This window comes from Streptomyces vietnamensis (genome assembly GCF_000830005.1).
Taxonomy (GTDB): domain Bacteria; phylum Actinomycetota; class Actinomycetes; order Streptomycetales; family Streptomycetaceae; genus Streptomyces; species Streptomyces vietnamensis.
Genome location: NZ_CP010407.1, coordinates 7,598,678 through 7,623,826, shown reverse-complemented (window position 1 = coordinate 7,623,826; position 25,149 = coordinate 7,598,678). Strand labels below are relative to the sequence as shown.

At 72.3% G+C, this 25,149-nt stretch carries 26 protein-coding genes and 2 pseudogenes; 13 read left to right on the top strand and 15 right to left on the bottom strand.

The window, feature by feature from the left end:
* Positions 1-154: 154 nt before the first annotated feature.
* The 3 genes from SVTN_RS34065 (at position 155) to SVTN_RS34055 (ending at position 2,604) form a co-directional block, all read left to right on the top strand.
* The gene (locus tag SVTN_RS34065; RefSeq protein ID WP_041132543.1) at positions 155-862 is read left to right on the top strand and encodes an alpha/beta fold hydrolase; all 708 of its coding nucleotides are present in this window, start codon (positions 155-157) and stop codon (positions 860-862) included.
* A 14-nt stretch (positions 863-876) separates the two neighbouring features.
* Positions 877-1,107, top strand: coding sequence for a hypothetical protein (locus SVTN_RS34060; protein ID WP_041132542.1), 231 nt, complete (start codon positions 877-879; stop codon positions 1,105-1,107).
* Between the two features lie 84 nt (positions 1,108-1,191).
* Positions 1,192-2,604 carry an SPFH domain-containing protein gene (locus SVTN_RS34055; protein ID WP_041132541.1) on the top strand — a complete coding sequence of 471 codons (1,413 nt, stop codon included), beginning with the start codon at positions 1,192-1,194 and terminating at the stop codon, positions 2,602-2,604.
* Between the two features lie 66 nt (positions 2,605-2,670).
* Here the strand turns inward: SVTN_RS34055 and SVTN_RS44895 are convergent, their stop codons facing one another.
* Together SVTN_RS44895 and SVTN_RS34050 are read right to left on the bottom strand one after the other, a co-directional pair.
* Positions 2,671-2,844: a hypothetical protein gene (locus tag SVTN_RS44895; protein ID WP_167352222.1), complete on the bottom strand. Its 174-nt coding sequence runs from the start codon at positions 2,842-2,844 to the stop codon at positions 2,671-2,673.
* Between the two features lie 77 nt (positions 2,845-2,921).
* Positions 2,922-3,752 (bottom strand): TIGR02452 family protein, encoded by an 831-nt coding sequence (locus tag SVTN_RS34050; RefSeq protein WP_041134526.1) that lies wholly within the window; start codon positions 3,750-3,752, stop codon positions 2,922-2,924.
* A gap of 179 nt (positions 3,753-3,931) precedes the next feature.
* Here SVTN_RS34050 and egtA point away from each other — a divergent pair, with 179 nt between their 5' ends.
* From egtA to egtD, 4 genes are read left to right on the top strand one after another with little or no spacing between them, the layout of a single operon-like run.
* Positions 3,932-5,191: an ergothioneine biosynthesis glutamate--cysteine ligase EgtA gene (gene egtA / locus SVTN_RS34045; protein ID WP_041132540.1), complete on the top strand. Its 1,260-nt coding sequence runs from the start codon at positions 3,932-3,934 to the stop codon at positions 5,189-5,191.
* A complete protein-coding gene (gene egtB, locus SVTN_RS34040) occupies positions 5,188-6,507 on the top strand; it encodes an ergothioneine biosynthesis protein EgtB (RefSeq protein ID WP_041132539.1) in 1,320 nt (439 codons plus the stop codon). Before egtA ends, egtB begins: the two co-directional genes overlap by 4 nt.
* Positions 6,507-7,259 carry an ergothioneine biosynthesis protein EgtC gene (gene egtC, locus SVTN_RS34035; protein ID WP_041132538.1) on the top strand — a complete coding sequence of 251 codons (753 nt, stop codon included), beginning with the start codon at positions 6,507-6,509 and terminating at the stop codon, positions 7,257-7,259. Before egtB ends, egtC begins: the two co-directional genes overlap by 1 nt.
* Complete coding sequence (egtD, locus tag SVTN_RS34030) at positions 7,256-8,221, top strand: L-histidine N(alpha)-methyltransferase (RefSeq protein WP_041132537.1); 966 nt, start codon at positions 7,256-7,258, stop codon at positions 8,219-8,221. The genes egtC and egtD overlap by 4 nt, the downstream gene beginning before the upstream one ends.
* Here egtD and SVTN_RS34025 read toward each other — a convergent pair.
* From SVTN_RS34025 to SVTN_RS34015, 3 genes are all read right to left on the bottom strand, one after another.
* Positions 8,116-9,090: a lysophospholipid acyltransferase family protein gene (locus SVTN_RS34025; protein WP_041132536.1), complete on the bottom strand. Its 975-nt coding sequence runs from the start codon at positions 9,088-9,090 to the stop codon at positions 8,116-8,118. The two genes, egtD and SVTN_RS34025, sit on opposite strands and share 106 nt — an antisense overlap.
* Positions 9,087-9,929 carry a GNAT family N-acetyltransferase gene (locus tag SVTN_RS34020; RefSeq protein WP_041132535.1) on the bottom strand — a complete coding sequence of 281 codons (843 nt, stop codon included), beginning with the start codon at positions 9,927-9,929 and terminating at the stop codon, positions 9,087-9,089. Before SVTN_RS34020 ends, SVTN_RS34025 begins: the two co-directional genes overlap by 4 nt.
* 138 nt (positions 9,930-10,067) lie before the next feature.
* Complete coding sequence (locus SVTN_RS34015) at positions 10,068-11,318, bottom strand: extracellular solute-binding protein (RefSeq protein WP_041132534.1); 1,251 nt, start codon at positions 11,316-11,318, stop codon at positions 10,068-10,070.
* Positions 11,319-11,596: 278 nt separating this feature from the next.
* On the opposite strand from SVTN_RS34015, the gene SVTN_RS34010 reads away from it, so the two are divergent.
* A complete protein-coding gene (locus SVTN_RS34010; RefSeq protein WP_041132533.1) occupies positions 11,597-11,812 on the top strand; it encodes a dodecin in 216 nt (71 codons plus the stop codon).
* A 17-nt stretch (positions 11,813-11,829) separates the two neighbouring features.
* On the opposite strand, the gene SVTN_RS34005 is transcribed toward SVTN_RS34010, so the two are convergent.
* Together SVTN_RS34005 and SVTN_RS34000 are read right to left on the bottom strand one after the other, a co-directional pair.
* Positions 11,830-12,318, bottom strand: a complete 489-nt coding sequence (locus SVTN_RS34005) for a phosphatase domain-containing protein (protein ID WP_041132532.1) — start codon at positions 12,316-12,318, stop codon at positions 11,830-11,832.
* Positions 12,315-12,671 (bottom strand): hypothetical protein, encoded by a 357-nt coding sequence (locus SVTN_RS34000; protein WP_041132531.1) that lies wholly within the window; start codon positions 12,669-12,671, stop codon positions 12,315-12,317. The genes SVTN_RS34005 and SVTN_RS34000 overlap by 4 nt, the downstream gene beginning before the upstream one ends.
* Before the next feature lie 184 nt (positions 12,672-12,855).
* Between SVTN_RS34000 and SVTN_RS33995 the strand changes: the two genes are divergently transcribed.
* Entirely contained in the window at positions 12,856-13,518 is a 663-nt protein-coding gene (locus SVTN_RS33995; protein ID WP_041132530.1) for a deoxynucleoside kinase, read from the top strand.
* A gap of 9 nt (positions 13,519-13,527) precedes the next feature.
* Here SVTN_RS33995 and SVTN_RS33990 read toward each other — a convergent pair whose 3' ends face one another.
* The 5 genes from SVTN_RS33990 to SVTN_RS33970 all read right to left on the bottom strand — a co-directional run bounded on the left by SVTN_RS33990 (position 13,528) and on the right by SVTN_RS33970 (position 20,259).
* Positions 13,528-15,630: a M48 family metallopeptidase gene (locus tag SVTN_RS33990; protein ID WP_041132529.1), complete on the bottom strand. Its 2,103-nt coding sequence runs from the start codon at positions 15,628-15,630 to the stop codon at positions 13,528-13,530.
* 68 nt (positions 15,631-15,698) lie between these two features.
* Positions 15,699-16,289 (bottom strand): hypothetical protein, encoded by a 591-nt coding sequence (locus tag SVTN_RS33985; protein ID WP_159026544.1) that lies wholly within the window; start codon positions 16,287-16,289, stop codon positions 15,699-15,701.
* 174 nt (positions 16,290-16,463) lie between these two features.
* Positions 16,464-17,774: a hypothetical protein gene (locus SVTN_RS33980; RefSeq protein WP_041132527.1), complete on the bottom strand. Its 1,311-nt coding sequence runs from the start codon at positions 17,772-17,774 to the stop codon at positions 16,464-16,466.
* A gap of 299 nt (positions 17,775-18,073) precedes the next feature.
* A complete protein-coding gene (locus tag SVTN_RS33975) occupies positions 18,074-18,772 on the bottom strand; it encodes a helix-turn-helix domain-containing protein (RefSeq protein WP_041132526.1) in 699 nt (232 codons plus the stop codon).
* A 62-nt stretch (positions 18,773-18,834) separates the two neighbouring features.
* A complete protein-coding gene (locus tag SVTN_RS33970) occupies positions 18,835-20,259 on the bottom strand; it encodes a nucleobase:cation symporter-2 family protein (protein WP_052499450.1) in 1,425 nt (474 codons plus the stop codon).
* Positions 20,260-20,677: 418 nt separating this feature from the next.
* Here SVTN_RS33970 and SVTN_RS45870 point away from each other — a divergent pair.
* Together SVTN_RS45870 and SVTN_RS33965 are read left to right on the top strand one after the other, a co-directional pair.
* A pseudogene (locus SVTN_RS45870) lies at positions 20,678-20,862 on the top strand (transposase); the annotation flags it as partial.
* Positions 20,863-21,051: 189 nt separating this feature from the next.
* Positions 21,052-21,315 (top strand): hypothetical protein, encoded by a 264-nt coding sequence (locus SVTN_RS33965; RefSeq protein WP_041132525.1) that lies wholly within the window; start codon positions 21,052-21,054, stop codon positions 21,313-21,315.
* Between the two features lie 400 nt (positions 21,316-21,715).
* Here SVTN_RS33965 and SVTN_RS45865 read toward each other — a convergent pair whose 3' ends face one another.
* A complete protein-coding gene (locus SVTN_RS45865; protein WP_245727742.1) occupies positions 21,716-22,549 on the bottom strand; it encodes a hypothetical protein in 834 nt (277 codons plus the stop codon).
* A gap of 139 nt (positions 22,550-22,688) precedes the next feature.
* Here SVTN_RS45865 and SVTN_RS45860 point away from each other — a divergent pair.
* Positions 22,689-22,882 (top strand): annotated as a pseudogene (locus SVTN_RS45860) (IS5/IS1182 family transposase); the annotation flags it as partial.
* A 12-nt stretch (positions 22,883-22,894) separates the two neighbouring features.
* On the opposite strand, the gene SVTN_RS33955 reads toward SVTN_RS45860, so the two are convergent.
* Together SVTN_RS33955 and SVTN_RS33950 are read right to left on the bottom strand one after the other, a co-directional pair.
* Positions 22,895-23,389 (bottom strand): DUF3237 domain-containing protein, encoded by a 495-nt coding sequence (locus SVTN_RS33955; protein ID WP_245727740.1) that lies wholly within the window; start codon positions 23,387-23,389, stop codon positions 22,895-22,897.
* Positions 23,390-23,979: 590 nt separating this feature from the next.
* The gene (locus SVTN_RS33950; protein WP_052499449.1) at positions 23,980-24,315 is read right to left on the bottom strand and encodes a hypothetical protein; all 336 of its coding nucleotides are present in this window, start codon (positions 24,313-24,315) and stop codon (positions 23,980-23,982) included.
* A gap of 100 nt (positions 24,316-24,415) precedes the next feature.
* On the opposite strand from SVTN_RS33950, the gene SVTN_RS33945 reads away from it, so the two are divergent.
* The gene (locus SVTN_RS33945; protein ID WP_041132523.1) at positions 24,416-25,009 is read left to right on the top strand and encodes a TetR/AcrR family transcriptional regulator; all 594 of its coding nucleotides are present in this window, start codon (positions 24,416-24,418) and stop codon (positions 25,007-25,009) included.
* The last annotated feature ends 140 nt before the right edge of the window (positions 25,010-25,149 follow it).

Sequence of the window (25,149 nt, the reverse complement as noted above, 5' to 3'; positions counted from 1 at the left end):
CGCGGCCCCTCCGCGGCGTGCACCGACCCGTGTCGGCGCAGGCCGCAGCCCGTCCATGGCGGGCGCCGGCCCGTGTCGGCGCCCGCCGAGCACCGTCCACGGCGGGCGCCGGCCCCCGTCGGCGCCCGCCCAGTACCGCAGGAAAGGCGGCACCGTGCGCCTGCACACCACCACGTGGGGATCCGGCGACCGGACCGCCCTGCTCGTCCACGGCATCATGGCCGACCACCGCACCTGGCGCCGGGTCGGACCGGCGCTCGCGGAGCGCGGCTACCGGGTGATCGCCGTGGACCTGCGGGGGCACGGGGCGAGCGAGCGGGCCGCGGGCCCGGAGGCGTACCGCCCGGAGGACCATGCCGACGACCTCGTCGCATCCCTGCCCGCCGGCGCGGAGCTGGCGATCGGGCACTCGCTCGGCGGGCTCGTCCTCGCGCAGGCGGTGGAGCGCCTGGCGCCGGCCCGCGCGGTGTACTCCGACCCGGCCTGGCACCTGGCGGCCGGCCCCTGCGGCTACCGGGCCGAGCTCTTCGTCCGGGGCAAGGGGATGACCCGGGAACAGATCAGGGGGTTCAACCCGCACTGGCCGGACGAGGACGTCGACGTCGAGATGGCGTCGGTACGGGACTGGGACGAGCGGAGCGCCCACGGCCTCACGCCCTTCGTGGGAGCCGACCTGTGGCCGCTCCGGCCCGTGGTGCCCTCGCTCGTGACCCTCGCCGATCCGAGCACGCTGGTGCGGCCGGAGGACGCCCGGATGCTGGCGGACCGCGGATTCGAGCTCCGTACGGTGAAGGGGGCGGGGCACACGATCCACCGGGACGACTTCGACGGGTTCATGTCCGCCCTGGACGGCTGGATCTGACGTACCGTTCAGGCATGGACGAAGCGTCGATGGACAGTGCGATGGTGGGACTGCTCGGCCGTGTGACCGGCACCGTCGGCCCCGGCCTCGTCGGCGAGGTGATCGTCCGGATCCGCGGCGGCGCCGAGCACTTCCTCGCGTATCCCGCCTCGCCGAAGGAGCGGATCGAGGTCGGGACGGTCGTGATGGTCATGGAACATCTCCCTCCGCGCACCGTCTATGTCACAGCCGCGTACGACAGTTGACCGAACCGTTGAGTGTGCGCCCGTCACGGGCGCACACTCCCTTCACCGGATCCGCTCGGCTCCGGTGAAGGGGGACCTAGTCCAATGGGCATCGGCATTCTGGCGGGCGTCGTCGTCGGCGCGCTCGTCGTTCTGATCGGTGTGTTCAAACTGATGTGGCGCGTCGCGGAACCCAACGAGGCGCTCATCATCTCCGGCTCCAACCACAAGATGGAGGGCCTCGGCGACGGCATGGGGTTCCGCATCGTCACCGGTCGCGGGACCCTCGTGCTCCCCGGCGTCCAGGCGGTGCGGAAGCTGTCGCTGGACCTCAACGAGACGCAGCTTTCGGTGGAGTGCGTGACGCACCAGGGCATTCCGCTGAAGGTCCGCGGTGTGGTGATCTTCAAGGTCGGTGACGACTTCGTGTCGATCGCCAACGCGGCCCGCCGCTTCCTGGACCAGCAGAAGCTGATGAGCGAGCGGGTGCACATCGTCTTCGCCGGTCATCTCCGCGCCATCGTCGGCGGGTTGACGGTAGAGGACATGATCCGTGACCGGGAGAAGCTGACCGGGCAGGCCCGTTCGGCCTGTGGCACGGAGATGGAGAAGCTCGGCCTGATCGTCGACTCGCTGCAGATCCACGAGATCGAGGACCCCACCGGGTACATCAAGAACCTGGCCGCCCCGCACGCGGCCGCCGTCCAGCGGGACGCGCGGATCGCGCAGGCGGAGGCGAACCGGCGGGCGACCGAGGCCGAGCAGCAGGCCGCGGCGCGCATGTCGGAGGCGACCCGCGACAGCGAGATCCTCCAGGCGGGCTACCAGGCCGAGCGGGACCAGGCCTCCGCCCGGGCCCGGCAGGCCGGCCCGCTCGCCGACGCGGCCTCGCGCCAGGAGGTCGTCGTCCAGGAGACCCGGGTCGCCGAGCTGGAGGGCCTCCGCAAGGAGCAGCAGCTCCAGGCGGAGGTCCGCAAGCCGGCCGACGCCATGGCGTACGAGACCCGGACGCTGGCGGCGGCCGAGCGCGACGCCCGGATCTCGGCCGCCGAGGCCGAGGCGAAGGAGACGGAGCTCGCGAGCGCGGCCAAGGCGACGGCGACCCGGCTCACCGGTGAGGCCGAGGCGGCGGCGCAGCACGCCAAGGGCCTCGCGGTCGCCGAGGCCACGCGCGCGAAGGGCCTGGCGGAGGCCGAGGCGATCAAGGCGCGGGCGGCGGCGCTCGCGGAGAACCAGGAGGCCGTGGTCGCCCAGCAGCTGGCCGAGAAGTGGCCGGAGATCGTCTCCGCGGGCGCCTCCGCCTTCGGGAACGTCGACCAGATGGTGCTGCTCAACGGCGCCGACGGCATGGCGGACGTCTTCGCGAAGGCGCTGACCATGGGCGGGACGGGTCTGGGCCTGGCCCGGCAGCTCCTGGCCACGATGAGCCCGGCGGCGCAGGAGAAGCTGAGCGGGACGGTTCTGCCGGCGCCGCGGGCCGAGGAGAGCGTGGAGATCCCGGTGGGCGACGGTCAGTAACCGCGTACGAGTACGAAGGGCCCGGTGCCGTCACGGCACCGGGCCCTTCCGTGCGATCCGCTCGGCCTAGTTGTGGCCGAACTTGCGTTCCTTGCGGTGGGACGCGTGCTCGACGAGGGACGTCGGTGCCACGTCTCTCGTGGGGGTCGGCGCGCTCTTCTCCTTCGCGGCCGCTTCGGTGCGGTGTTCATGGCCGCCGGTACGGGCTCCCCGGTTCGTCCGGGTCTGTTTCTTGCCCACGATCGTGCCTCCCGTGACGGGTGTCGGACGGTGGTCCGTATGCCCTCAGCCTGGCACGGGGGTGGAAGACCCGCATGTCAGAGCGGGTCACCGAGCACCCGCCGGAAGGCGGCGAGGGTCGGGGTGCCGGTGGAGCGGTCCAGGACGGCGAAGACGATCTCCTCGAAGTGGCCGGCGAAGCGGCCGTCGCCGGTGAGGAGGGCCTTGAAGGTCGCCGCGACCTGGGCCGGGTCGTTCTGGAAGACTCCGCAGCCCCAGGCGCCGAGGACGAGTCGGCGGTATCCGGCCGCGGCTGCGGTCTCCAGGACGCGTTCGGCGCGGGAGGCGAGGGCGGCCGGGACGCGGTCGGCGAGTTCGGGGGTCTGCCGGCGGACGACGCCCGCGTTGGGGGCGGGCGAGGTGAGGAAGCCGACCGTGAAGGGGGCGGCGAGCAGGTCGCCGCGGTCGTCGCGGAAGACAGGGACCCGGGGCGAGTGGATGACCCGGTCGGTGTAGAAGGCGTCCCGCTCGGCCCGGTGGTGGGCGTAGTACTCGGGGGCGCGCAGCAGGGTGGCGTGGAGGGCGGAGGACCGGCAGAGCGCCTCCTCCTGGGCCTGGGCGCCGTTCAGATAGCCGCCGCCCGGATTGCGGGCCGAGGCGAAGTTCAGGACGGCGACCGGGCGGGCGGGGTCGGCCGTGGTCATCCGGCGGGCCGCCGCGAGGCTGCTCTCGGGGGTGACGGTGAGGGTGGGCGTGCGGTCGGTGTCCGGGGTGACCGGGACGGGTTCGGGGCCGTGGAGACGGGTTCCGGCCAGGGCCGCGGCCAGGTCTTCGGTCAGGACGACCGTGCGGCCGTCGGGGGCTCGGTAGTGGCCCGCCGCGACGATCTCCTCGGTCCGCCGCGCGATCTCGCGCAGTCGTGCACTCATGCCTTTCAGCATGATCGTTTCGTACGTGTGGGAACAACGGGTTTTCCGGGGCTGCGGGGGAATCAGGACAAGCGGGGGCACAGGGGGCGCACGCGTGCCGTCCGAGGCGCTCTTGCACGCCGCCCCGTGGTGGCTTTAGGTGGAAGCAGCGGTTCACCCGAGGACCAGGAGGTGCACGGATGTCGCCCAGCGGCATACCGCGTGGCGGCCCCCCTCTCACCGAGGCGGAGGCGGAGGACCTGCTGCGATGTATCTGCTTCAAGACGGGTCCGCCCCGCACGGTGGGGGTGGAGCTGGAGTGGCTCGTGCACGAGCTGCGCGACCCCCGTCTTCCGGTGCGGCCGCCGAGGCTCGCGGCCGCGCTGGACACCGTACGGGCCCTGCCTCTGGTGTCGGCCCTCACGTTCGAACCCGGCGGGCAGCTGGAGCTCAGCTCGCGCCCGGCCGGCTCCCTCATGGAGTGCCTGGACTCGCTCGCCGCCGATCTGGACGCGGTGCGGGGGGCGCTCGGACCGCTCGGCCTGACCCTCAGCGGATACGGGGTGGACCCCTGGCACGCGCCGCGCGGCCGGGTGCTCCACGAGCCGCGGTACGACGCGATGGAGACCGCGCTCGACCGGACCGGGCCCGCCGGGCGGGCGATGATGTGCGACTCGGCGTCGGTGCAGATCTGCCTCGACGCCGGCTTCGAGGAGCCGGGTCCGCTCGGTTACCACCGGCGCTGGCAGCTGGCCCATCTGCTCGGCGCGGTCCTCGTGGCCGCTTTCGCCAACTCCCCCGTGCACGGCGGGCGCCGGACGGGGTGGCGCTCGACCCGGCAGGCGCTGTGGACGGACCTGGACCCGCGGCGGGCGCTCGCGCCGTCGCCGGACGGGGAGCCGCGCGCGGAGTGGGCGGCGCACGTCCTGGACACCCCGGTGATGTGCGTACGGGCCGAGGAGGGTCCGTGGGCGGTGCCGGAGGGGCTGACGTTCCGGGAGTGGCTGCGCACGGGTCTCCCCCGTCCGGCCGACGCCGACGACCTGCGCTATCACATGACGACCCTGTTCCCGCCGGTGCGGCCGCGCGGTCATCTGGAGCTGCGGATGGTGGACGCGCAGCCGGGCCCGGACGGCTGGATGGTGCCGGTGGCGGTGACGACGGCGGTGTTCGACGACCCGGAGGCGGCGGAGACCGTGTACCGGGCGGTGAAGCCGCTCGCGGAGCAGGCGGGCTCCGGTCCCGCCCCGCGCAATCCGCTGTGGCGGGCGGCGGCCCGTGACGGTCTGGCCGATCCCGAGCTGCACGCCGCGGCCCGGGCGGTGTTCTCCGCCGCGCTCGACGCGCTGCCCCGGATCGGGGCGAGCGAGGAGGTGCGGCGGGCGGTCGCCGCCTTCCAGGAACGGTACGTGATCCCCGGGAGCTGCCCGGCCGACAACCTCCAGGTGGTGACGTCATGAGCGGGGTCCCCGACGATCAGGAGTCCATGCGGCGGCGGGCCCTCGACGCCCTCACCACCGCGCGGGACCGCACCGCGCTCCTCACCTCCTGCGTGGAGGACGGTGAACTCACCGCGCAGCACTCGCCGTTGATGTCCCCGCTGGTCTGGGACCTGGCGCACGTCGGCAACCAGGAGGAGCAGTGGCTGTGGCGGGCCGTCGCGGGGCGCGAGGCGCTGCGGCCCGAGATCGACTCCCTGTACGACGCCTTCCAGCACCCGCGCGCCGCCCGCCCGTCGCTGCCGCTGCTCTCGCCGGGCGAGGCACGGGCCTATGCCGGCGACGTACGGACCCGGGTGCTCGACGTCCTGGAGAGCACCCCGCTGGAGGGGCGGCCGCTGCTCGACGCGGGCTTCGCCTTCGGGATGATCGCCCAGCACGAACAGCAGCACGACGAGACGATGCTGATCACCCATCAGCTGCGGACGGGGCCGGCCGCCCTGACCGCTCCCCCGCCGCCGGTCCTGCGGTCGGGTCCGCTGCCCGCCGAAGTCCTCGTCCCCGGCGGCCCGTTCACCATGGGGACCTCGGACGAGCCGTGGGCCCTGGACAACGAACGGCCGGCGCACCACCGTGTCGTCCCCGCCTTCCACATCGACACCGTCCCCGTCACGAACGGCGCCTACCTCGCCTTCATGGCCGACGGCGGCTACACGGACCGGCGTTGGTGGCGGCCGGAGGGCTGGGCGCAGATCCGGGAGCACGACATCGGGGCCCCGCTGTTCTGGCGCCGGGACGGCGGGCAGTGGCTGCGCCGCCGGTTCGGGGTGACGGAGCCGGTGCCCGAGGAGGAGCCGGTCCTGCACGTCAGCTGGTACGAGGCGGATGCCTACGCCCGCTGGGCGGGACGACGGCTCCCGACCGAGGCGGAGTGGGAGAAGGCCGCCCGGCACGACCCGGCCACCGGGCGCTCCCGCCGCTACCCGTGGGGCGACGCCGATCCGGGTCCGGAGCACGCGAACCTCGGGCAGCGGCACCTGCGGCCCGCGGCGGCCGGCAGCTATCCGGCGGGCGCCTCGCCCCTCGGCGTACGGCAGCTGATCGGTGACGTGTGGGAGTGGACGGCCAGCGACTTCCTGCCGTACCCGGGGTTCACGGCCTTCCCGTACAAGGAGTACTCGGAGGTGTTCTTCGGTCCGGAGTACAAGGTGCTGCGGGGCGGTTCGTTCGCGGTGGACCCGGTCGCCTGCCGGGGAACCTTCCGCAACTGGGACCTGCCGGTGCGGCGCCAGATCTTCTCCGGCTTCCGGACGGCGCGCAGTGCGGAGCTCGACTGATGTGCCGTCATCTCGCGTACGTGGGCGGGCCGGTGGCGCTGGGAGAGCTGCTTGTCCGGCCGCCGCACGCCCTCCTTCGCCAGTCCTGGGAGCCCCGTACACAGGACAGCGGCGTGGTGAACGCCGACGGCTTCGGCGTGGGCTGGTACGCCGAGGGGGATCCGGTGCCGGCGCGCTACCGGCGGGCCGGCCCGATCTGGGGCGACCTGTCCTTCGCCGACCTCGCCCGGGTGGTGCGCGCCGGGGCGTTCCTCGGAGCGGTCCGGGGGGCCACGTTCCCCGGCGCCGACGGGGAGGCCGCGGCGGCGCCGTTCACCGCCGGGCCCTGGCTGTTCAGCCACAACGGCGCGGTCGAGGGCTGGCCTGACTCCCTCACCGCGCTCGCCGGGGCGTTGCCGGCCGGGGAGCTGCTGCGTCTGGAGGCGCGCAGCGACTCGGCGCTGCTCTGGGCGCTCGTGCTGCACCGGCTGCGGGCGGGGGACGCGCCGGGGGCGGCGCTCGCCGACACCGTCCGGGAGGTCGCGGCCGCGGCCCCCGGTTCCCGGCTGAACCTGCTGCTCACCGACGGCGACCTGATCGCCGCGACCGCCTGGCGGAACAGCCTCTGGTACCTGCCGGGCCCCGGCCGGGTGGCCGTGGCCTCCGAACCGTACGACGACGATCCGCGCTGGCGGGAGGTGCCCGAGCACACGCTCGTCACCGCCGACCGCGCCGACGTCACCCTCACCCCGCTCAAGGAGCCGTCCGCGTGAGCCCGTTCCAGCTGACCCGTACCCTCGCCGCGGACGCCGCCGGCGCCGATCTCCGCGCCGACGTCCTCCACGGTCTGACCCGCTCCCCCAAGGAGCTGCCGCCCAAGTGGTTCTACGACGCCCGGGGCAGCGAGCTCTTCGAGGAGATCACCCGGCTGCCCGAGTACTACCCCACGCGCGCGGAGCGGGAGATCCTGGCCGCGCGGGCGCCGGAGATCGCCGCCGCGACCGGGGCCCGGACGCTGGTGGAGCTGGGTTCCGGCTCCTCCGAGAAGACCCGGTTCCTGATCGACGCGCTGCTGCCGGACCTGGACGCGTACGTGCCGGTGGACGTGAGCGAGTCCGCGCTGGTCGGGGCGGCCGAGTCGCTGCTCGCGGACCGTCCGGACCTGTGGGTGCACGCGCTCGTCGCCGACTTCACGCGCGGGCTCGCGCTGCCGGGGACGCCGGGGCCGCGCCTGGTGGCCTTCCTCGGGGGCACGATCGGCAATCTGCTCCCCGTCGAGCGGCGGACCTTCCTGCGTTCGGTCCGCGCGATGCTCACGCCGGGCGACGCGCTGCTGCTCGGCACGGACCTGGTGAAGGACGAGGCGACGCTCGTGGCCGCCTACGACGACGCGGCCGGGGTGACGGCCGAGTTCAACAAGAACGTGCTGTCCGTGATCGACCGCGAGCTGGGCGCGGACGCCGATCCGGCCGCCTTCGACCACGTGGCCGTCTGGGACGCCGAGCGGGAGTGGATCGAGATGCGGCTGCGCGCCCGCCGCGCGCTGACCGTGAAGATCCCGGAGCTGGATCTCGTGGTGCCGTTCGCGGCGGGCGAGGAGATGCGGACGGAGGTGTCGGCGAAGTTCCGTCAGGCGGGGGTACGGAAGGAGCTGGAGGCGGCGGACCTGGAACTGTCCCGCTGGTGGACGGACGGCGAGGGCAGGTTCGCACTGTCCTTGGCGACGGCTCGCTGAGGGACGCCCTGCTGAGGGACACCCTGCTGAGGGAGACCCTGCTGAGAAACGCCCTGCCGGGAGACGGCCTGCTGGGCCGCGGCGGCCAGGGCCCGGCGGTCTGAATACCGAATACTGGATATCGGATCCAGTATTCGAATATCGGCGACCATCCGCCGCGCGCTGACGACCCGCCACAAGGACGCTCCGAGCGGATCGTCCCCGACGTACGCGGCGGCCCCGGTGGGCCGGTAGTCGATCCGTACCGGCAGCACGGCGCACCCGGCGTCCAGGGCGGCCTGGAAAGCGGCCGGGCGGAAGCGCCCCCCGGCCCGCCCGCACCAGGTCGAGCCCTCCGGGAAGACGACCACCCGGCCCCCGCCGGCGAGCACCCCGGACATCGCCCGCACGGTGCCGGGCAGGGCCCTGAGCCGGTCGCGGTCGATGAAGAGGGTGCCGCCCAGGGCGGCGAGCGTGCCGAGGACGGGCCAGCGGCGGACCTCCGCCTTGGCCACCATCCGGCCGGGCAGCACGGCCGCGACGAGGGGGATGTCCAGCCAGGAGACGTGGTTGGCGACGACGAGCAGCGGGCCGTCGAGCGCGGCGGCCGTCCCCTCGTACCGCACGCGCACGCCGAAGGCGCGGACCACCGCCCGCACCCAGCTCCGGGCGAGGGCGAGGCGGGCGGCCGCCGGGAGCAGCCCGGCGGCCGGGGCGAGCAGGACGCCGAGGAGGACGGCGCCGATCCCGGCGGTCAGCCGGGCCACGGCGAGGACGGCACCGGCCCGTTCCGTCGGGTGGTCACGGCCGCCGGAAGGGTGGGCGGTGCAGTGGCCCGGGGTGCAGGGCGCCGTGGGAAGCCACGGCGAGAGGGCCGTGGCCCCGGTCACGACGCGGGGACGAGCGAGAGGAAGTGGCGGAGGTAGCGCGGGTTGGTGCGGCGCATCGAGAGGAGGACGTAGAGGTCGGCGGTGCCGAAGTCGGGGTCGTGCGCGGGGGCTCCGCACACCCAGGCGCCGAGCCGCAGATAGCCGCGGAGCAGCGGCGGGAGCTCGGTGCGGCCCTCGGGGCGGGCCACGCCGTCGGGGCTCCACAGCTTGTGCGGGGCGACCCAGTACTCCTCGGGGGCGAGGTGCTTGGCCTTGACGGTGTCCCAGGTGGCGGCGGCGAGGGTGCCGCCGTCGGCGAGCGGGATCGAACAGCAGCCGGCGAGCCAGTTGTGGCCGGTGCGGGTCATGTAGCGGGCGAGGCCGGCCCAGATGAGGGCGATCACGGCGCCGTTGCGGTGGGCGGGGTGGACGCAGGAGCGGCCGACCTCCACCAGGTCGTGCCGGACGGGGGCGAGGCGGGCGAGGTCGAACTCGGTCTCGGAGTAGAGGCGTCCGGCGACGGCGGCCCGGTCGGGCGGCAGGATCCGGTAGGTGCCGACGACCTCGCCGGTGCCCTCCTCCCGGACCAGGAGGTGGTCGCAGTACGCGTCGAAGGCGTCGCCGTCGAGGCCGGGTTCGGGGCCGTCGAGCAGGGCGCCCATCTCACCGGCGAAGACCTGGTGGCGCAGCCGCTGGGCGGCCCGTACGTCCTCCTGGTCCCGGGCGAGACCGACGACGTACCGGGGCGTGGGCTCCCCGGCCGGGGCCTGGGGCTGCGCGGGGACGGCCTGGGGCTGCGCGGGAACGGCGAGCGCGGGCGCCGGCGCGGGGACGGCGAGCGTGCGGGTCGGTGCGGACATGGCGGGCGCCTCCGGCGGACGGAAGGGGAAGGGGCGGGACCGGGCCGCGTGAGCGGTGGCCCGGCCCCTTACTTCTTCCGTCGCCGACTGGATTCGACATGACCGTCCGGGGGCTCGCGGGTGTGCGAACGCTGAATGCTATTCGGCGAGGGTGTCCGTGATCGCGGCCGAGGCCTCCTCGGCGGCCTTCACGGGGTCCTCGCCCTGGAGGACGGCCGTCATGTACGGCTTGATGGGGTTGTCGGCCTCGACGTCCGCCCACTGCGGGGAGTTGGGGGTGGCCCGGCCGCGTGCGGCGCCCTGCGCCATGACGGCGGTGGCCTCCTGGCCGGCGACGACGGAGGCGAGGGCCTTCTTGTTGGGCACGTAGCCCATGGCGCGGGCGAGTTCGGTCTGCCACTTCTCGCCGGCGAGCGCCTTGACGACGTCGAGGGCCGCGCCGCGCCGCGGTGCGTTCTCCGGGATGATGAGGTCGGAGCCGCCGGTGAAGACGGCGCAGGGCTTGCCGGCCTTCTTGCCGGGTATCGGGAAGTAGCCGAGCTTGTCCTTGAGGTCCGGGTTGGCCTTGAGGATGGCGGCGACGGCGCTGGGGGTGGCGATGAGCTGGGCGACGTCGCCCTCGGCGAAGACGTCGGCCTGCGGCGGGGTCTGCTCGTCGGCGTTCTTCGGGCCGGAGCCGAGGGCCTGGAGCTTCTTGTAGAAGGCCATGCCGCGCTGGGCGGCCGGGCTGTCGAGCGCGCCGGTCCACTGGCCGCCCTTGTCGACGGCGAGTTCGCCGCCCTCGTCCCAGATGAAGCCGGAGAGGGTGTACCAGTCCTGTCCGGCGAGGTAGATGCCCTGGGAGCCGTTCTTGTTGAGCTTCTCGGTGTCGTCGAGCCACTCGGCGCGGGTGGCCGGCGGCTTGTCGATGCCGGCGTCCGCGAACAGCTCCTTGTTGTAGATGACGATGCGGTTGGCCGCGTACCAGGGGATGCCGTACTGGGCTCCGCCGATGCTGCCGGGCTCGGCGAGGCCGGGCAGCCAGTCCTCCTTGCCGAGGTCGCGGACCGACTCCAGGGTGAGGTCGAACAGCTTGTCGGTGTCGGCGTACTGGGCGACCTGGGTGTTGCCGACCTCGATGACGTCGGGGCCGCCGGAGCCCTGGATCGCCTCGGTGACCTTCTTGCCGATGCCGGTCCACTCCTGGATGGTGAACTCGAGCTCGACCCCGTCGTGCTCCTGCTCGTACGCCTCGGTGAAGCGCGTGAGGAAGTCCTCGCTGACGCTGTCCCGCATGAGCCAGACGTTCACGGTCTTCGTCCCGCCGTCGCCGCCCGGGAGCATCCCGCAGCCCGCGAGGGCGAGCGCGGTGGCGGCGGCCAGGGGGCAGGCGAGAGGGCGGTTCTTCACGTGGGTCACCTTCTGCTCAGGTCCGGCACGGGGTCGTGCGCAGGGGGACTGACCCGGCGTGGGGGACCGAACGGGGTGTTCGCGCGGGTATGTGGCCTGGATTCTGGTCTGGACCAATGGGATGGTCAAGTCCTTGACGATCCCGCTCCGCACCCGGACGGACGACCCGCTCCGTCACCGTCGGTGGTTACTCGCGGGTTCGTCCGGCCCCGTCGTGTCGCGCGCCGCCGCGCCCTGGGGCACCGTGGAGGGAACGCACCGAGAGGAGTTCGGCCCCCATGTCGAATCACACCTACCGTGTCACCGAGATCGTCGGCACCTCCACCGAGGGCGTCGACCAGGCCATCCGCAACGGCATCGAGCGCGCCTCGCAGACCCTGCGGGGCCTCGACTGGTTCGAGGTGACGCAGGTACGCGGCCACCTCGTCGACGGCGCGATCGAGCACTACCAGGTCGGTCTGAAGGTCGGCTTCCGCCTGGAGGACGAGCAGTGACCCGGTCCTGACCGGTCTCAGGTGCGGCCCTCCGTCTCCTGAGCCTCCCTCAGCACCTCGGAGGGCTCCGCCCAGCGGGCCCGTACGACACGGAAGCCGGCCGCCTCCGCCGCGTCGCACACCGCCAGGTCGTCGTCGACCAGCATCCTGACCGTGCGGTCGGCGGCGAGGCGGCGCAGGATCTCCACCTTGGTCACCCGGGCGGGCCGGAAGTCACGGTTGCGCCGCATGTGGACGGGCCCCTCCGGGAGCCCGTACGCGGCCAGCCACTCCAGGGTCGAGCGGCGGCAGCGCTCGGGCCGCCCGGTGAGGTAGACCACCTCGCACTCCCCGGCCGCCTCACGGCACAGAGCGACGCCCTCCTCCAGCGGCGGATCGTCGGGCGCCGCCGCGAAGAAGGCCTCCCAGTCCTTGGGCCTGCGCTCCAGGAAGTGCTGGCGGTGCGCGGTCGCGGCCAGCGTGTTGTCGAGGTCGAAGACGGCCAGGGGCCTGTTGTCGGATGTCACGGACCCCAGCGTAGGAGCCGCGGGGCGAGGACACCCGGGGGATCACGGGCGGGGAAGCCGGGCCACTGGAAGCCGAGCCGGTGCGGGCGGAACGGGTCGGCCGGGCAGGTGCGGACGCGCATGAGGCCGCGCCCCGAGAAGACACCGACCGGGTCGATCCCCCGCGGGTCGTCCGCCGCGTCGCGGTCCCCGACCGGCACCGGCTCCGCGAGGCGCCGTCGCTCCTCGACGGTGAAGTCCCGCCCCCGGGCCCCGCCCTGGACGCGCCGGCAGAGCCGTACCTCGGACGGCGGGTGCCCCGTGCCCTCGGGGTGTACGGCGGCGCACCGGCCGCCATGGGGCGAAATCGTCATCTAAGATGCAGGGCGGCCGCGGGGCTGCGGCCTGTCGCGGGATGTCGGGCCCGGCGGTCCCCATGACGTCGATCACGAGGATCCCGGGAATCGTGTGACCACCGGCGTGCGTCTCAGTGGTGCGGGAAGCCCAGCCCAGCCCGCCCCGCCCACGAACAGAAGAGCCCCCAGGGAGAAGTGAGGTATGCCGGTGATCTGCGTCGGAGGCATGATCGGAATCGGCAAGACGAGTGTGGCCGAAATCCTCGCCAAGGAGCTGGGCAGCGAAGTCTTCTACGAGAGCGTGGACGACAACCCGATCCTTCCGCTCTTCTACTCGGCGAGCCCCGAGGAGATCCAGGCGAACCGCTACCCCTTCCTGCTCCAGCTCTACTTCCTGCAGACGCGGTTCGCCGCGATCAAGGAGGCGTACAAGCAGGGCGACAACGTGCTCGACCGGTCCATCTACGAGGACTGGTACTTCGCCAAGGTCAATCACGACCTGGGCCGGATCAGCTCCCTCGAGATGCAGGTGTACGAGGGGCTGCTCGACGAGATGATGCGCGAGATCGACGGCCTGCCGTACCGCAAGGCACCCGACCTCATGGTCTACCTCAAGGCGGACTTCGAGACGGTGCTGCACCGCATCGGGCTGCGGGGACGCGACTTCGAGCAGGACGAGAGCCTCGTCGAGTACTACCGGACGCTGTGGTCCGGCTACGACGACTGGGTGCACAAGCACTACTCGGCCAGCGAGGTCCTCGTCATCGACATGAACCGCACGGACGTGGTGAACAACCCCGAGGACGCGGCCCGCGTGGCGCAGCAGGTCAAGGACGCCCTCGCGGCGACCGGACGCCGCGGCTGAGCCCGCGCCCTACGGCCGTCCCCGCGCCGGGGCCCGGCGGGCCCGTACGGTGAGCGCCTGAAGGGGCCAGGCCAGCAGGGTGCCCAGGGGGGCCACCACGAGGGCCAGACCGAGGTGGGCCGCGGCGGGGGGCGGGACGCAGAGCTCGGAGTCCTGGACGAGGCAGCCCAGGAGACTCAGCAGCATGCCGAAGGCCGCCATGCCGAGCAGGCCCGCGCCGAACGCGGCCAGGGCGCCCCGGGCGAGCGGGAGCGGTGCGTGGCCCCCGCCCGCCCAGAGGGCCGCCGCGACCTGGCCGGCGATCAGCACCCCCATCGCCATCAGCTCGGGGGCGGGGACGCCGGTCAGCGCGACCAGCAGCGCCGACACCGCGGAGGCCGGTGCCACCGGGATGCCGAAGCGGACGAGGAAGCCCGGTGGCGGCCCCGGCGGGCCGAATCCGGTGAAGGTGTGCCGGGCACCGGGACGCCACGACACGTACTGCCCGACCAGCGGTACCACCACGGCCGTGAGCATCACCGGCACCACCAGTGACGTGATCCGGTCGAACGCCAGGAAACCCGCGCTGCCGACGAGGACCACCGCGCCCGGCAGCGACGGCGCGATGAACACCGCCGCGTACAGCGTCATCAACGGAAGCGTCAGCAGGAAGTCGACCATCGGCAGCACACCGGCCGCGCCCACCGCGAGAACCGTCCACAGCACCCGTCGCGGACGGCGGCCGCGGGCCAGGACCGGCCCCCAGGCCCCCGCGACGAGCACCAGCCACCGCACGAGGGCCCAGCCGCACAGACCCGTCAGGGCGAGGTACGGGAAGGCCAGCGACGCCCCTTTGCCGCCCACGCTCACCAGGCTGAAGGCCCCCGACGGGGACAGCAGCCGGAACACCCCCAGGCCGAGGCCCAGACCGAGCCCGGCCTGCCGGACCCGTGCCGGGGTGAGGGAGCCCGGGGCGTGCGCCACCGCCTGCCACAGCACCGTCCCCGCCGCGCCCACCATCAGGATCCCGGACAGGACCGTCGCGGCGAGCTCCGTGACCGGTCCCGCCTGGCTGCCGCCGCCGATCGGCCCCAGGCTCACCATGTCGTAGACGAAGGCACCCGCCGCACCGACCGCGCTCATGTCCCAGAAGCCGACCTCGTACAGGACCCGGCGGTCGGTCAGCGCCCGCGCCCGCTGGGCGAGCGGCGGGTGGACGCTCAGCAGACCGGGGCCGACTCCCCCGCTCAGCAGACGGCGTTCGGCCCCCGCGCCCTGCTGCCGGGCGGGCGGGTCGCCGAACAGCCTGCGCAGGCCGTCGGCCGAGCCCTCCCACTCCGCCACCCGCGCGTCGGCGTACAGCTCCCGGCTGCGCAGCACCGCGTTCTTGAGCAGGGTCACCAGTGCGGCGAGCAACGGGACCTGGGCGGCGAACGCCAGGACGGTGCCCGCGAGCGCGCCCCCGAGGAGCAGGGAGGCCGGGGCCGCGACGGCGGCCAGCACCGCCAGTACCGGCATGCTCGCCCGCCACAGGATCAACGTCAGGAAGGCGATGTCCAGGTCCCGGTTGCGGATGTGCGCCAGTTCATGGAGGACGATGCTCCGGAACGCCGCCCGGTCGAGGGAGTACAGGGTGACGAGCCCGCCGCTCAGGGCAACCCGGCGCCGTCCGAGGCGTCCGAAGGCGAGCGCGTGGACCTCCGGGTTCAGCGGTTCGGCGAGGAAGACGACCCGCGCGCGTACGCCCGACTCGCCGAGCAGGCCCGCCAGATACGCGGACAGCTCGGGCATGCCGGTGAGCGGGCGGTAGCCGCGCCGCCGGGTCCGGTGCCGGGGCAGGCCGACGTAGGCGCCGAGGAGGGCGAGGAGCAGGCCGGCCGAGACCCCGGCGGTGACCAGTGGGCTCGCGTCGGCGCGCGGGTCCTGGCAGTCGCCCAGGTCGAGCTCGGTGGGGATGCGGATGTCCGTGGCGGAGCCGCGTTCACGGGCCGCCTCCTCCGTCGCCCGGGCGGAGCATTCCTGGTACCCCTGTATCTCCTCCCACCGCACCGAGGACAGGAGGACGGACGAGGTGCCGTTCACCATGAGGGCCGACACGGTGGCCATCGCGGCGATCAGCAGCGCGAAGCGCACCGACGTGCCGGAGGGAAGCGTGAACGGGCCCGGGCGACCGGGTGCCGCCGGTCCCGGCGTCCGCCGCCTCACCGGACGGCCCCGGCCGGCCCCTCCCCACCCGGCTCGCCGGCCTCCGGCCCCTCCCGGGACAGGGTGGCGAGCTCCGCGACGATCCCGTCCGCGATCGCCTGTGCCTGCGGCTCGGGCACCCGCCACCGGAGCGCCGCCTGCCTGGCCACCTCGCGCAGCCGGGTCAGCTGCTCGGCGGTCAGCCGCTCCACCTCCACGGGCGTGGCGGCCGGTTCGACGGCCCGTCGGGTGCGGCGGCGCAACAGCCTCGGTAACAACCGGCTCCGGGTGGTGTCCACCGCCTGCGCGGTGGACTGCTGCGCGAGGTGGCTGAGGACCTGGGCCGCGGCGGAGAGCGCCGCGGTGCTGATGAGCGCGGCGACCACGTCGAGGCCGATCCCCAGCGGCTCGTCGCGGTGGACCGGCCACAGCCGGTACTTCACGGGCGACCGGTGGAAGGCCTCGGCCGTCATCGGGAACTGGGGCAGCTCGTGCGGTGCCGCCGCCTCCACCGCGCGGCGGGCAAGCCGGGTCGCCGTCCCGGTGTCGTAACGCCCGACGTCGCCGTCCCCGCCCTGGTACTCGTATCCGCGCACGTGGTCGGACACCTCCCCCACCATCCGGCACTTCCGCCAACTCGCCATGATGCCAAAGACGTTGGGGGCGATACGAGGGTGACGCAAGGTGCACCGAACGGATCCGGCCGCCGCCGACCTCCGTGAGGACGACCCGCGGCACGGCCAGGGGCCACGGCCCGGTCCGGGCCGCGAGCGCGCCTGCGCCTACGCGGGCAGCGCGGGGAACACGACCACCGAGCCGTCCTTGTAGCGGGCCATCTCGATCGCCACGTCCGTCGCGCGGCTGTTGACGGTGACGCCGGCGCTCAGCCGGTGAATCCGGTGTGCCGCGCTCATGAGGCGATCGACTTCACCGGTCGTGAAGACGGGCAGCAAACCGTTCGGGCGTGCCGGCTCAAGCGCCGACAGGCGTACCAGGACCTCGGCGATGCCCGACTCCAGTTCGTCGAGGCGCTGCTGATCGCGCTTGAGCGCGCGGGTGAAGCTCTCGAACGGATTGCCAGGATCGCTCTGGGCGTGCTCGACGGCCTGGAGGACGACCACCCGCCGCTTCAGCGCGATGGCCAGGGAAGCGAGTTCGAGGTGGGTGCGGAAGGCGCCACCATGGTCGTCGACGCCGGGGAACGACTTGGTCAACGTGCCGAGTTCGACGGCCTTGCCCTCAGGCAGTCTGTCGAGCGCGCTCTGCCATCGGGCAAGGCGGCGGTCGGCTTTGCCCAGCGCCGTGTTGATGGCATGCACCGCCGAGTCGAGTCCCAGCGAGACACCGATCCTGCCCTGGTCGAGCAGGATGGCAGTGGCTTTGTCGATGGCGTCGCGGCAGCCGTCGAGTTCGCTGTGCTCGTCGTCGAGCTTCTCCTCCTGAAGTTGCTCCAGCAGCTCCGTGATGCGCTCGATGGCCTGCTGGCGCTTGTGGTCGGCGTGCGCGCTCACCCCCACCGCCACGGCCATGAGCACGAGCGGAGCGGCCACGGTGAGCGCCGTGCCGCCGGCGGCCGCGGCACCGGCGGTCGCACCGGCGCCACCGACCGTGCCCGCCGCTGCCGCTCCTCCGACCGGCACGAACCGCGCTTTGGCGGTGATCCTGCCCGTCGAGTTCACGAGCTCACCGAAGATGCCGCCGGCACCCCTCTTCGGCACCATCGGGCGAACGATGCCCTGCCCGAACCGGGTGGCGACCTTCGCCGGGACCACCATGCGATACAGACCCTCGCCGGAAGCGGTCGCCCTGGCCACCGTGAGGGAACTTCGCGCCGATTGCGTGATGAACTGAGACAGGTGCTGCGCCAGGGGACTCGCGACGTCCAGCGGGATGCCACGGCCGCGGTCGATCCTGTCGGGCAGCGGATGCACCTCAAGTGTGGCGATCGGCTCGTCGGCCAGGACGGCCAGCACTCCGCGCAGTTCAGCCAGACGCTCAGCCGTCATCGACTCGCCCGCGGTCAGCCCTGGCATGCGGACATCAGCGGTCGCCAGCGTCCACACGGGTACGGTCGTCATGCGTTCGTCAGCCATCGTCCCCCCTTGTTCTCCGGCAGGAGCCTACGTCGGATTCCGCGTCGGCAACGACGACGGTGTCGACGTCGAGGCCCTTGGCGACGGCGTGGTGGGCGAGGCCGGCGGATCCGGCGGAGCGCAAGGAGAACGGGCGGCCATGTCCAGGACGATCTCGATCGACTCGATCAGCCCAGGAAGCTCAACCGCACCCGACGGTTGGCATTGTCCTTGTTGGTGTGCACCAAACTCCGCCAGGACAACCCTCAGCGTAGCTGTGGAACTTGTCGATGCCGGAGCTTCCCCCGCTGATCGTGATCTCAGGTCGAGGAGTCATGGGCCACGAGGTGGAGGAAACGGTCCGACAGAGCGTGCAGCCACTCGGTCCGTTCCGTGGCGATCTCCTTCAGTCGTGCGCTGTCGCTGCGGGCTACGAGATGGCCCATGTAGCGCTCGTTGAAGCGGGCGTACTCCTGGTGCAGGGTGCGCAGCGCCCGCGCCACCGTGCGCTCAGGTGCGCCGACGAGCCCCGCGAGCGGGGTGGCGTGTTGTTTCCATCGGCCTTCGACGGCCTGGCGGAGCCGGCCGTCGAGGTCGCCGGCCCGCCCGATGGCCCTCAGCAGTTCGCCCGGTTCGAGGCCCAGGGCGTCCGCAAGCAGCAGGGCCTGCCGGTCGGTTCCGCTCCAGAGGTGGTCGCTCTCGGCGCGAGCGTAGTCGTGCACTTCCATGCCGATACGCAGGGCCAGCCGCTCGGCGCTGAATTGCCGGGCCAGGCGATGCTCGCGAAGAGATCTCGGCTTCCGGTCCATGAGCACCGGCACAGGGCACCACAGCGCGCTGGCCAGCGCGAAGAGTTCGGCCTCCGAAGGCGCCACCGCCCCCGACTCCCAGGACACGAGGGCCTCCACCGAGCGGTACAAACCCAACTGCGCCATGCCGACGACGACCTGTTCATGGGTCAGGCCGATACGGAGACGGGCGGCCCGGGCCTGGGCGGGAGAGAACGGAGGGGTGGGCATGTGCAGATCACCTCAGTGAGCGGCTCCGCGGAACACCGGGCTCGGCGGAGCGGGAAGGGGGGTCAGCGGGCCGTAGCGGTCTGCGTACCCGTCCCGTCGTCGTACGCGGCGAGGCCGTCCCAGTCGATGTCCTCCCGCTTCCCGCGACTCTCGAAGACGTGGAAGAACAGGTTCAACAGGACCGCCGTCAACGTGCCGAGCGTGATTCCACTGCCCAGGACGGCCCGCACCTCGGTCGGCATGCGCTCGAAGAAGGGCGCGACGGCCGTCGGGAGCATTGCCGTGCCGAGACTGACGGCCAGGATGATGGCGTTGCGTTCCTCCCGCAGGTCGACCTTGCCGAGGATCTGAATGCCGACGGTGGCCACCATGCCGAACATCGCGACGGCCGCCGCGCCGAGCACGGGGTGGGGGACGGAGGCCACCAGGGCTCCGGCCTTCGGCACCAGGCCGAGAAGGATCATGAAGACGCCGGCCGCGACGACGACGAACCGGCTGGTGACGCGGGAGATGCGCACCAGACCGATGTTCTCCGCGAACGCCACGTACGGGAAGGAGTTGAGCACCCCGCCCAGCACGGTGGCGACGCCGTCGGCGCGCAGCGCGCGGCTGACCGTGTCACCGTCGACCCTCCGTCCGGTGATCTCGCCCATGGCGTACACGTCTCCCGTGGTCTCCACCATGGTGATGAGCATGACGACGACCATCGCCAGCATGGGGAAGACCGAGAAGTGCGGCAGACCGTAGTGGAAGGGAGTGCTGACGCCGAGCCAGTCCGCCTGGTCGACCGCCCCGAGGTCGGCGTCGCCGAGCAGCCAGGCGACGGCGGTTCCTCCCACCAGTCCGAGCAGGATCGCGACGCTGCGCAGGGGCGGCCCGCCGAACCGCATCACCAGCAGGATGAACAGGAGGGTTCCACCCGCGTACGCGAGGTTGACCGGGTCCCCGTAGTGGGGCCCGCCCATGAGCACCGAGCCGCCGCCGACGTCCTGGAGCGCCACCGGGATGAGGACGATGCCGATGACCGTGAGGAGGGTGCCGGTGACGATCGGGGGGAAGTACGTGGTCAGCCGCCCGGCGAAAGGGGCGAAGAGGAAGGCCGCGACTCCACCCGTGATCACGGCGCCGTACACCACGAGGAGGCCGGCGGTGCCGCCGCCCGCACCCTGTCCGATGGCGATCATGGGCGAGACCGCGGTGAAGGTCGCGCCCTGAACGAGCGGCAGCCGGGCTCCGATCCGCCAGAAACCCCACGCCTGGATGATGGTGGCGATCCCGGCAGTGACCAGGTCGGCGTTGATGAGGTAGACGAGCTCCTGCCCGGAAAGGCCGAGGCTGCTGCCGAGGATCACCGGTACGAGCACCGCACCGGCGTAGAAGGCCAGGACGTGCTGGAATCCGTAGAGCGCGAGGGTGGGGAGTGGAAGTACCTCGTCCACCGGGTGCGGGGTGGTGAGGGATCGTCGGCGCGAGGCCTGTGGTGCCATCTCTGCCTTGCCTTGAGGGTAGGTGAATGAGAGGGAGCGCGACGCCGGGTCGCGCAGAGAGCCTCGAAGGAGGGGTCCGGGCGGCCGCGCGGATCAGGCGGTTCACCGGCTGGCGGCACGGGGTTACCGGCGCGGCCAGGCGTCCAGACATGGAGGCGTGAGGGAGCCGGGGCGAAGGGCCCGGGCCAGGCACAGATCCTTGCGGACAGGCAGGACGTCACGCAAGGCAGCAGCCATGGTTTTTTAACCAAAACCCCTCGGTAACTTATGAATCCACGGGCATTTTCCGCATCGAGTGCGGATTTCGTTGCTCCTCGCCAGCCCAAGGATGGCGCGCACCTCTCAGTGGCAGCACCTCTGTACGCACCCTTGACGAGGCTCCGACGCCGCCGGGACCGTCGACCGGACCCTCGTCTGCGTGGACTCGACCACCGTGCGGGCCCACCAGCACGCGGCCGGGGGCCGCAAAGAAGGCCCCGGGAGGGCGAGGCGCTCGGCCGGTCGCGCGGCGGGCTGACCAGCAAGATCCACCTGGCCTGCGACGGTCAGGGCCGGCCGCCGGCTTTCACGCTGACGGGCGGGAACGTGAACGACTGCACCCAGTTCCAGCCGGTCATGGGACGGATCCGCATCGGGCGGCCGGAGCCGGACAGGCCCCGGACCCGGCAACACCTTCTCGGACGGTGACTTCGGCCGCCTCGACACCCTCCTGAAGCAGATCGTCGAGGCGATCGTAGTGCCCGGCGCCACCCACCCGTCCATCGCCGTCACGCTCGACACACCCTGGAACTCGTGCCCGGCACGGTGACCTCCGACCTCGCCGGATCGGCCGTGGACAACGGCGGGTTCATGACCGGCAGCGGCTGGATCACCTTGCCGGCCGGCGACTATCCGGCCGACCCGGGGGCCACCGGGCGCGCGAACTTCGACTTCGTGTCGAAGTACAAGCAGGGCGCGAGCATGCCCACCGGCAGCACCGAGCTCCAGTTCAAGGCACGGGCTGGTGACACGGCCATGCGGACCCGCTCTTCGCCATGGTGGCCAAGGCGTCCCTGAAGGCAGTGGCGTCCCTCATCTCACGGTGACTCTCCACCAGCCACCCCGCTCAAGTGTCCGGTCCAGGAGCAACGGCTCGATCCGCGCCCACTTCGCGCGGGGACGCTGACGATCGGCACGGCTGACACGCCGAGCTTCGGCCTGCCGACAAGGCGGTCTACCTCCGCTTCGGCGAGTCGCTTCTCCAGGAGCGCTCGAAAAGGCGAGTCTGCCGAGGTGCAGGCGGCCGTGTCCAAGGATGTGAGAGGGCGCCGAGAAGCCGACGCCGAGGACATGCTCGAACCGTGCGACCTGAAGGCGCTGCTCGAGTACTTCCGGCAGGACTTCCTGATCCCGCGCGGCACCGACAGCCGAGGCCATCACCGGCGGCGGTCCGGTCGCTGGAAGCTCGCACGGGCTGCTACCCGTCCCGCCAGGCACCCACGGTCCAGAAGACCGCGAAGCCCGTCCACACGATGGCGAACACCCAGATCACGGGGTGGCCGCCGAACAGTGCCATGGAGCCGAGCCAGCCGACCCCAACGGCCACGAACAGCAAGCCGAAGTTGGGGAAGGCGAAGAGGCCGGAGAGCCGCCCGCTCAGCAATGCCCATGCACCGCCCGCCAGGATCAGGCAACCCAACGCGAGCCACGGGAGAACCGCCTGCTGCGAGGAGGGCGCGTAGGAGTCGACGTGGCCGCGAACCCTCAGCTCCACGACGTCCCCCTGCCACAGCCGGACTTCGGCGTGGTCACCCTTCCTGGCGTCGTGGTACGTCTTCGACCCCACGCCCAACCAGGTGGTACTGCCCAGCCGTTGGACCTTCAGGTCGTAATACGTCGTACAGGTCGTACCGCCGCCTCCGCCTCCGGCGGTGGTCACCCCGCCAGCCGTCACCCCGCCGATGGCGCCACCGGCGGTGTTCATACCGCCTCCGGCCGTGATGCCTCCGGTGGTGATGCCTCCCGTCGTGCCGCCGCTCGTGCCGTTGGACGTGCAGCGCTCACCCGTCCGCCGGTCGAGTACCGTGCCCGCTTCGCGCCGCACGCACAGTTCCCCCTCATCCCCGTCCCCGCTCCGGCCCTCGCCCTGGCAGACCGGTGCGTCGCGGTACTCCATGGTCGCTCCGTAGCCTTCAGCGACCTGCTGACCGCAGAGCAGGACTCCCCACCCGGCCGCGAGGACGAGCAGCCCCCGTAACCAGTGGGGCAGCCGCCCGCGGTACCAAGCGTTGCCGTACCCCCTGCTCTTCACCCAGCTGTCATCCCCGTTCGTTGAATTCTCATGCGTCGGCACCGCCACGGAACGTTGCGCAAGAGCCAGAACCGGGCAGGCTGGAATTCCAACCCGCCGCTGTCGGAGCGCCGGGCGTCAGGTCCACGGGCCCGGCGTCTTGCAGGACCCGACCCTGGTGGTCCTGAAGCCCCAGAGTGTCCATGTGGCCGCCGGGGTCCCCGCCGCCACGAGCAGCCATGACCAGCCAAGCGGGTGCCGGGCCGCAAGCGCGGACTGGCGGTGGACGTTCTCGGCCTGGTCATCGCGATCGTCGTTCTCGCCGCGAACACCCACGACAACACCGCGGGCATCAATGTGCGGCGGTCAGGTCACGGAGTAGAAGCGGATGGCGACTTCGGAGTCGTCGCCGCGGGCGAGACCGATGAAGACGGTGCGGGCGAGCCAGAGATGGGCGGAGGCGGCGGTGCGGAAGACGGGGGAGGTTCGGTAGTACACACCTGCCTCGGACACCTGCAGGGCGCCGTCGTACTGGGCGGGGGCCGTGGGGTCGTCCTCGTGGTAGTAACCGCGGTTGGTGATGTCGATGACCGCGCCGTCGTCGGCTTGAAGGAGGTATCGGGCATCGAGCTGGTAGACCCCGCCGCGTCTGTCGCACCAGTCGCCGCCGCCGGCCAGGACAGTGCCGCGCAGGCGGGGGCCATCGACAGTGCCGCCGGAGATGGGGACGTACTCGGTGACTTCGCCTGAACCGTGTCCGATGTGCAGGGAGGGCGCAAGGAAAGCACGGACCTCGAAGGCGAAGTCGAGGGCGGGGGTGAAACCCGGCCCGACGACGGTCTGCGACTCTGGGGCAATCACGGCACTCCGTAAGGCTGCGGGGCTGGCGTGGCGGTGTGGCAGATCGTAGACAGGCCACGCCCAGCCCCGTCAACGGCGTTGACATAGCACTGCTCTGCAGCGTTGCGGCTCAGCGGCCGTCGACCACACAGGGCAGAAGCCTCAGACGTTTCCGCCTCGGGCCGGCGCTCCGCACTTCTTGTTACCCCAGCAGGAGCAGCACCCAGCAGCGCGAGCCACAAGGGGCGCCAACGGCATCAGGTCCTCCCCGGGTTTCGACGCGAATCCCCCGCCCCCTACCCGGACATGACGAAGCCGTCCGCCGGCGTGACCACTCACGCCGACGGACGGCTTCGCAACGACCTCGCCCTGCCGGCCATCGAGGCGGCCCGGAGATCACGGCCTACCGTCCAGCCCCGGAGTATCGACCCGCCGCGCAGTCGACACGACTGACGGGCGCCCCATCGGCTCGGCCCTGCTCAACGATGCCGGAACGCGGCCGTGTGCACGGCGGCCATGTCGGCGGCCTCCCCGCGGCGCAGGTCCACGGCCGGCCGGGTCCCGGCCGCGGCCGGCCCGGTTGGCGACGGTCACGGGGAGTCCCTACGCGCTCAGGCCGATCCGGCGCGGCTGCGCAGCTCCTCGAGACGGCGCAGCGCGGTCTGCCGCTCAGCCTGGAACCGGCCGACTCGTGCCTGGGTGAGGGCGGTCCAGTGGTCGACGGACTCCCGGGCGTGGTCGAGCGCTTCGGCAAGCCGGCCCTGGGCGGCCAGTTCGTCCCGGTCGCGGTCGGCCTCCTCGGCGTGCCGCAGCAGCGCCTGGGTGGGGTCCTCGGTGGAGGTCCGGGTGGCCTCCGCGCGAGCGGCCTGGCGGCGACGGCGCGCGGCGCCGGCGTATCCGGCCAGGGCGATCAGCCCACCGGTGAGGGCGGCGGAGACAAGCTTCATCAACAGATCATCCATGGTCGCAGTATGGTCCGGCGGACCATCACTGTGGAGATTATTTCTAGAAAAATATTTCAGTTCTTCATGTGCCTATACTCCCTCCATGGCAAAGCAGTCCCGTGGCGAGGCCACCGTCGAACGCCTCCTGACCGCGGCACTGGAGGTGTTCGCCGCGTCGGGGCAGGCCGGGTTCACCGTCAACGCGGTGACGAAGGCGAGCGGGGTCAGCCTCGGCAGCCTGTACCACCACTTCGGCAGCTTCGACGGCCTGGCGGCGGCGCTGTACGGGCACTGCCTGGGGCAGACGTACACGGCGGCGCTCGCCACCGTCGATCGCTCCCGGACCGCCCGTACCGGCATCCGGTCGTTCGTGACCACGTACCTGCGCTTCATCCAGGAGAACCCGGCCGTGGCCCGCTACCTGCACGGCTCGGCGTACTCCAGCTATCTGGCCGTCGACGCCGACCGGGCCCGCGGCGTCGAACCGGACCACTTCCCCCGGGTCGCCGACCACCTGCGGCGCTGGGTCGACTCGGGCGACATCGCACCCCTCCCCGGCCCGCTCTTGGAGGTCCTGGTCGTCGGCCCGGTCGCGGTGGCCGCCCACCGCTGGCTCGCCACCCCGGAGGACATCGACCTCAACCAGGCGGCCCGGATTCTCTCGGACCGCATCTGGGCGTCCGTCCGGGCCGAGTAGGCCGCTTCATAGGCCATCGCGCCAGGAGACACGTCAGCGGCCAGCGGCCTCCAGCCGAACGAAGCCGCCCGCGGCGCGGAAGGCAGGAACGGAGCCGTCGACCGCGAAGCCCATAAACGCACAGCGCCCCTGCAGCGCGT